The sequence below is a fragment of the Crenothrix sp. genome (assembly GCF_043729335.1).
Lineage (GTDB): Bacteria > Pseudomonadota > Gammaproteobacteria > Methylococcales > Methylomonadaceae > Crenothrix.
In genome coordinates, this window is sequence record NZ_JAYTLQ010000024.1 from 1 (window position 1) to 6,232 (window position 6,232).

Below are 6,232 nucleotides of genomic sequence, written 5' to 3' on the forward strand. Positions count from 1 at the left end.
GCGAGGATTGTTGCTCGAACAAGAAGCGCATTAGCGTCGGGAACAACACTAAGCCTACAGGCCCGATCAGAAAATTGGAAGGCGGAAATCAAGTCGTCCGCGTCGAGTTTTTCAAGCGCAATATCCAGTAAGTCGGCCAGCCTATAAGGTAGCCCATGCATACTATTAATTTTATGCGTACTCACATTAACAAAATATTGGATAACATTAAAAAAAACTGGGCAGGTTTGTTACAACCTGCCCAGTAAGTGCTAATACATGAAGCTTAAATGTATCGTGTTGTATTAACCATTAGAAAGTTGCATCAAATGGATTAACGCCAACAGTAACAATTCCTCCATCGGCATCGCCATTGCTGTCATAAATGAATTTTTCAAAATTCGTTACCGTGACAACAGAATCGGCGTTATTGCCATTATCTAGGCTAATGGTTAAGCCTGCGCCGTTTTGGGTTACGTTGTTAATCACAACGTTACTTAGATCCAATTTATCGTTACCTGCACCACCATTAAGCTGGGCATTACCAATAAATCCAGAATCAAATTTAACAGTGTCATTACCAACACCTGTGTTGACAGTATCATTACCAGAGCCGACGAAAACCTTATCATTTCCAGCACCTGTATTTACGCTGTCGTTGCCTGCGCCAGTCGATACAGTGTCGTTGCCTTTGCCGGTGCTTATAGAATCATTGCCCGCGCCAAGGTTCACGTTATCTTTGCCAGTGCCAGTTGTGACTGAGTCATCACCATCACCAGAAGATATGGTCATGCCTTTTTTGCTGTTGGCCTCAATAGAATCATTTCCGCCACCGGTAGTAATTACGCCCTTGAAGTCTTTTGTATTAGGGCCTGTCAAATCGAATCGTACGTCGTCATTTGTATTGAATACAAATGCATCAACGCCTTTAATGTCCCCTTTTGAAATGGAAGAAAGATCTACAGTGCCGCCTGTATTGACCATGATAAGATCATTTCCATGAATACCGGCTCCAGTCGGGGCCGAATCAAATGCTGCTACATCTACACTACCACCGCCAAGACTTTTAAGAATCTTAGAGACTATGTCACCGGGTAAAGCCATAGCCGTTAATCCTGCTGCTACAACCCCTTTATCTAACGGCTGGTCATAATTTGTTGCCATATAAACCTCTTTTAAGTTATTTGTGATTTGAACTTTTAAAAAAATGCGTCTTGATTTGGTTGCTGATATTTATCACCATCTGCGGGGCGAAAGTGTAGTTGGTAAAAGTGATGCTACAAATCGTACAAGAACCAGTTAAGTCAGGAAATTTAGTACTAACGGACCAAGGGGAAATCGTTAAAAGCTAAAAAAATCCTTCCCACTTCGAGATAAATTTACCCTTAATTAATTAGAATCAATGGGTTAAAAACACCTACCTTAGCCGCTTCCCATGCGGCAGGGGTTGGTGGAGGTTTCTAAAGTCGAGCTGGTGATTTTGTGACCTAGTTCACGCTTTTGGAAAGTGTTGGGGGTACTAGAGGCTATCAGGAGGGTGTTTTTGTGACCTAGCTCACATTTTTGAAATAGGTTGGGGGAATTTAGAAGTCAGCCAAAAGATTTAATAGTATTTGTGATCTAGTTCACGCTTTTGGACAATATAGAGGCGCGCTAATGTTCAGATAATGGGCAGAGACCTATCGTCACGCCTGAGTTCAAAATGAAGTTCAAGATTTGTGTGTAGCGCTGTTTCGTGACAAACATAAAACGATATTGGATTTTAAAATCAGTATGCCTCCATAACGGTAATCTATTAGCCTTTATTTTACGTATGTATTCGAAAGAAATATTTTTTGCCATTTAGGAAATTAATTTTTAGAAAGCCGCTATATTGTAGAAACAAAATCAGCATGCCCATATGGGGCTTGTTTTTTATTAACAGGAAGTCACAATTATGCGGTTACCCCCCTCAGAACTCGCACTGGCCATTTATCATTGCCGAGATTCATTTTGGTCAGCGGCAGTTTTTAGTTTATTCATAAACCTGCTCATGCTGATGCCGCCTATTTATATGATGCAGGTTTATGATCGGGTGCTTGGGACCAATAGCACCTCCACATTGACCATGTTGACGCTAATTGCGGTCGTTTTATTTGTCATGCTAGGGGCATTGGAATGGGTGCGTTCGCAAATTTTGATCCGGGTCAGCATCCGTTTTGATATGTTGCTTAACGAGCGGCTTTATCGGGTGCTATTCCGGCAAGCATTGGTGAGCGGCGGTAAAACAAGCGCACAGCCCTTGAGTGATTTGTTAGTGCTGCGGCAATTTTTAACCGGTAGCGGCCTGTTTGCTTTCTTTGATGCACCCTGGATACCTGTTTACCTTGGGTTGTTGTTTTTGTTTCACCCGGCTTTCGGTGCGGTCGCTGTTATTTCCGCCATTTTATTAATTTTGTTGGCCATCTGGAACGAACGGGCCACGCACGATGATTTGGGACAAGCCAACCGTGTCGCTGTAGAAAGCTCCAATATGACTTCGAGTAATTTACGCAATGCCGAAGTGGTCCATGCCATGGGCATGTTGCCTGATTTAATGGGTCGATGGAAGGACAAACAACAGCGTTTAATCATGTTGCAAGCAAAAGCCAGTGAAAAGGCAGGCTTGATTACGGCATTGTCCAAAACTTATCGGGTCACTGTGCAATCACTAATCCTGGGTCTGGGTGCCTGGCTGGCTATTGACAAACAAATTACCCCCGGGTTGATGATAGGCGGCTCCCTTTTGCTGGGCCGTGCGTTGGCACCTATTGATTTGATGATTAGTACCTGGAAACAATTTTTAAGTACCCGTACCGCCTATGATCGACTCAACGCGCTGTTGGCACAGTTCCCAGCCGAAACCGAGCGTATGTCTTTGCCCACCCCCAAGGGTTCGCTCCGCGCCGAGCAGGCAATTGTGGCACCACCTGGTTCCAAAGTGGCGGTACTTAAAGGTGTCAGTTTCAATATTGCAGCGGGGAGCTTTGTAGCCTTGATTGGCGCCAGCGCTTCGGGCAAATCAACACTCGCGCGCGCCATCTTAGGCCTCTGGCCAGTTGCCAGTGGCGCGATTCGTCTTGATGGTGCTGATATAGGGCAATTTGAGCGCGGTTTAATTGGCCCCTACATTGGGTATTTGCCGCAAGACATTGAGCTATTTGACGGCACTATCGCCAACAATATCGCCCGTTTTGGGGAGTTAGACTCTGACAAGGTCGTTGCCGCTGCGCGAGCGGCCGGAGTCCATGACATGATCTTGCATCTTCCGCAAGGTTACGATACCGAAATTGGCGGCAGCGGTGGGGTTCTTTCAGCAGGGCAAAGGCAGCGAGTTGGGCTGGCACGCGCGCTTTATGGCGATCCGGTGCTGGTTGTACTGGATGAGCCCAATTCAAATTTGGATGATGTCGGTGAGCAGGCGTTAGCGCAGGCCTTGTATACTTTAAAACAACGCGGCAGCACGGTGGTGGTAATTACCCATCGCGTCGGTATTTTAAGCCTGGCAGATCGTATCATGGTGCTGAACGAGGGTTTATTGGTTTTGGACGGGTCACGTGACGAAGTATTGGCCAAACTTAACCCACCCGCACAACAATCAGTACAGCAACCAGCAATCATCGCAGAAGGTGTGCAACCATGAGTTTATTATTAACATCACAACAAGAAGCGGCTGAAAACGAGCTGATACGATTCGCCGATGACCGCCCCATTCGTCGGCTGGGTTACCTGATCGTCATAACGGTGTTTGTTTTTTTTGGGGGCTGGTCGCTATTAGCACCATTGGGCAGTGCATCATTAGCTCCCGGCACTGTCACCGTCGAAGTTTACCGCAAGACCGTACAGCACCTAGAAGGCGGTATTGTTAAAGCGATTCATGTGCGCGATGGCGATGCCATCAGCAAAGGGCAAGTGTTAATCGAGCTGGAAGATACGTCTTCACATGCTCAACTGGAAACTTTGCGTGGGCAGTTGTTTTCTGCCCTAGCGCGTGAGGCACGTCTCAATGCAGAGCGGGACAGCAAGGCGGCAGTAAGTTATCCTGAAAATTTAACCAATGTCATCAGTACCGATCCGCGTGCGCAAGAGGCTGTCCGTGTCCAAGACCAGACTTTTACCATACGTAAACGTTCCCGTGCGGGAGAAATTGGGATTTTAAAAGAACAACGCCAACAATTGCTGTCCAAAATTGAAGGCATCAAATCGCAAAGGACAAGTCGTAGCAATCTATCTAACTCGTTAAAAAAAGAGTTGTCCGATTTACGCGCCATGCTTAAAGAAGGCTATATTGAAAAACAAAAAGTCAGTGAAATGGAGCGGCGATTGGAGGAATCTGAAGGCGACTTAGGCGATTACATTGCCAATATCACTACGTCACAAACGCAAATTAGTGAAACCGGGCTAAAAATCCTGCAAATTGACAAGGAATTTCAGCGCGAAGTGATCGAAGAATTAAGCAAAGCGCAGTCTGAACTCTCGGAATTACGCGAAAAAATCCAATGGCTGGATGACACGGTCACCCGAACTGTCATCAAAGCACCGGTATCGGGCATGGTACTTGGGTTAACAGTGCATACCCTGGGAGCAGTTATTGCACCAGGAGGCCGCTTATTGGATATCGTACCGCAACAGGAAAAACTCATTATCGAAGCAAAAGTTTCGCCCGTTGATATTGATAGAGTGCAAAGTGGACAAATTTGTGAAATCCGCTTTAGTTCTTTTAAGGCTATTAAAACACCAAAAGTATCAGGACGATTAACGTCGCTATCAGCCGATAGCCTGATCGATGAGCAAGCCAAAACCAGTTATTATCTCGCCCGGGTGGAAGTCGATAAAGCAAACCTTGACGAACTCCGCCAACGCGGATTGAAGCTTTTACCCGGCATGCCCGCCGAGGTTTTGATCAACACGGGTGAGCGCACCTTTTTTCAATACCTGATGCAACCGATCAGCAATATATTTGCCCGTTCGCTGATCGAGGAGTAAACCGATTTCAATTTCTCCGTTTGAGTGCCCGTATCCGCATTTGGAAGAGCAAATACGGCGCACTTCCGAATCCACTGTATTTATTCCTTTTGTAAGGTGCTTGGCGACGACCTAGCTCACCGTAATTGGTTATGCAAAGACTCGACGCGCTGTCGGGATGCTTTGTACGCTTTTTACCAGTAAAAACACTTATGTATATTTGCCAGCGCATTTCCGAAGTCTTCAGATGGCGCTACATGTTTGCCATCAAAAAAGTGACTGAGTAGGTACGCTTGGAATTGAACGGCAGACACTTTTCAATGCGAAACTCATGCAGCCAGGCATCGACGAAATCATTTTCGTAGAGAAATCGGTCTTGGTTCCGAACACTAAAATCGTAAAGGGACATATGGTCGGGTTTGTCGGCGAAACTTATGCCGTTATTTCAATAGATTGATTGCTTAATTTGGTGTGCATACAACCCTAACTGCCTCTTTCGGTTTTGCATGTTCTCCTAACATAACTAAATTTCATTATTGTGATGTACGTCACACTTTTAATAGGTAAGCAAAATTTTATTTTCAAATTACTATCTATACTCTACGACGCAAGCAATTGATTACTCTTAGTGAGCGTCGGACTGGATGATGTTTTTTCACAAAGAATGGGGTATTCGGGCTTAAGGTTGAAGCCGATATTGGGTCAGTTAATATTTTTTATAAATATGAGGAAAAAAATGAGCATTAAATTATACGACAGCATGACAAAACGCAAAAAGGTGGTGTCTTTGTTGGCTTTCTTTCTAGTCCTCGCTGTCCATAACGGCTACGCGAAGGACGAAAGTGCGAAACAAGAGCCTTTATCCGTAACGCTTAGTGCGCAAAAAGTGCGGATGGGTGATGATGGGAAAGAGACCTTTTCAACAGCCGATAAAGTTCAGCCTGGGGATATAGTCCAGTACAGTGCCGTTTATCGCAACCGGAGCAAAAATAGCGTTACTAAGATTAATGCCTCGTTGCCCGTTCCATTTGGAATGGAATATGTTGGGATGTCGGCTCGGCCCAAATCCGGCCTTGCAACCGCTGATGGCGTTAAGTTTGCGGCGGAACCTTTGATGCGTACCATCAAAGACAAAGACGGCAAAGAGCGGCAGATTGCCGTGCCTTATGCCGAATACCAAAGCCTACGCTGGACAATCAGTAGTTTGGATGCGGGCAAGCGACAGGAAGTTAGCGCACGTATGCGTGTTAATGAATTGCCCAAAACACCA

General features: G+C 45.5%; 5 protein-coding genes. 3 read left to right on the forward strand and 2 right to left on the reverse strand.

Going from position 1 to position 6,232, the window contains the following annotated elements; translation table 11 throughout:
- Nucleotides 1–291: 291 nt before the first annotated feature.
- Nucleotides 292–1,143: a calcium-binding protein gene (locus ACHZC4_RS05620; protein WP_394752846.1), complete on the reverse strand. Its 852-nt coding sequence runs from the start codon at nucleotides 1,141–1,143 to the stop codon at nucleotides 292–294.
- 772 nt (nucleotides 1,144–1,915) lie between these two features.
- Between ACHZC4_RS05620 and ACHZC4_RS05625 the strand changes: the two genes are divergently transcribed.
- Both ACHZC4_RS05625 and ACHZC4_RS05630 read left to right on the forward strand, forming a co-directional pair.
- On the forward strand, nucleotides 1,916–3,640 hold the full coding sequence (locus ACHZC4_RS05625; RefSeq protein ID WP_394752847.1) for a type I secretion system permease/ATPase: 1,725 nt from the start codon (nucleotides 1,916–1,918) through the stop codon (nucleotides 3,638–3,640).
- The gene (locus tag ACHZC4_RS05630; protein WP_394752848.1) at nucleotides 3,637–4,983 is read left to right on the forward strand and encodes an HlyD family type I secretion periplasmic adaptor subunit; all 1,347 of its coding nucleotides are present in this window, start codon (nucleotides 3,637–3,639) and stop codon (nucleotides 4,981–4,983) included. Before ACHZC4_RS05625 ends, ACHZC4_RS05630 begins: the two co-directional genes overlap by 4 nt.
- Before the next feature lie 232 nt (nucleotides 4,984–5,215).
- Here ACHZC4_RS05630 and ACHZC4_RS05635 read toward each other — a convergent pair whose 3' ends face one another.
- A complete protein-coding gene (locus ACHZC4_RS05635; RefSeq protein WP_394752849.1) occupies nucleotides 5,216–5,371 on the reverse strand; it encodes a hypothetical protein in 156 nt (51 codons plus the stop codon).
- 327 nt (nucleotides 5,372–5,698) lie between these two features.
- On the opposite strand from ACHZC4_RS05635, the gene ACHZC4_RS05640 reads away from it, so the two are divergent.
- On the forward strand, nucleotides 5,699–6,232 hold a 534-nt coding region (locus tag ACHZC4_RS05640), incomplete at its 3' end, for a hypothetical protein (protein WP_394752850.1).

Excerpts from the sequence above, each read along its gene's own strand:
- ACHZC4_RS05620 (WP_394752846.1), bottom strand. The coding sequence starts at position 1,143 with ATGGCAACAAATTATGACCAGCCGTTAGATAAAGGGGTTGTAGCAGCA.
- ACHZC4_RS05625 (WP_394752847.1), top strand. The coding sequence starts at position 1,916 with ATGCGGTTACCCCCCTCAGAACTCGCACTGGCCATTTATCATTGCCGA.
- ACHZC4_RS05630 (WP_394752848.1), top strand. The coding sequence starts at position 3,637 with ATGAGTTTATTATTAACATCACAACAAGAAGCGGCTGAAAACGAGCTG.
- ACHZC4_RS05635 (WP_394752849.1), bottom strand. The coding sequence starts at position 5,371 with ATGTCCCTTTACGATTTTAGTGTTCGGAACCAAGACCGATTTCTCTAC.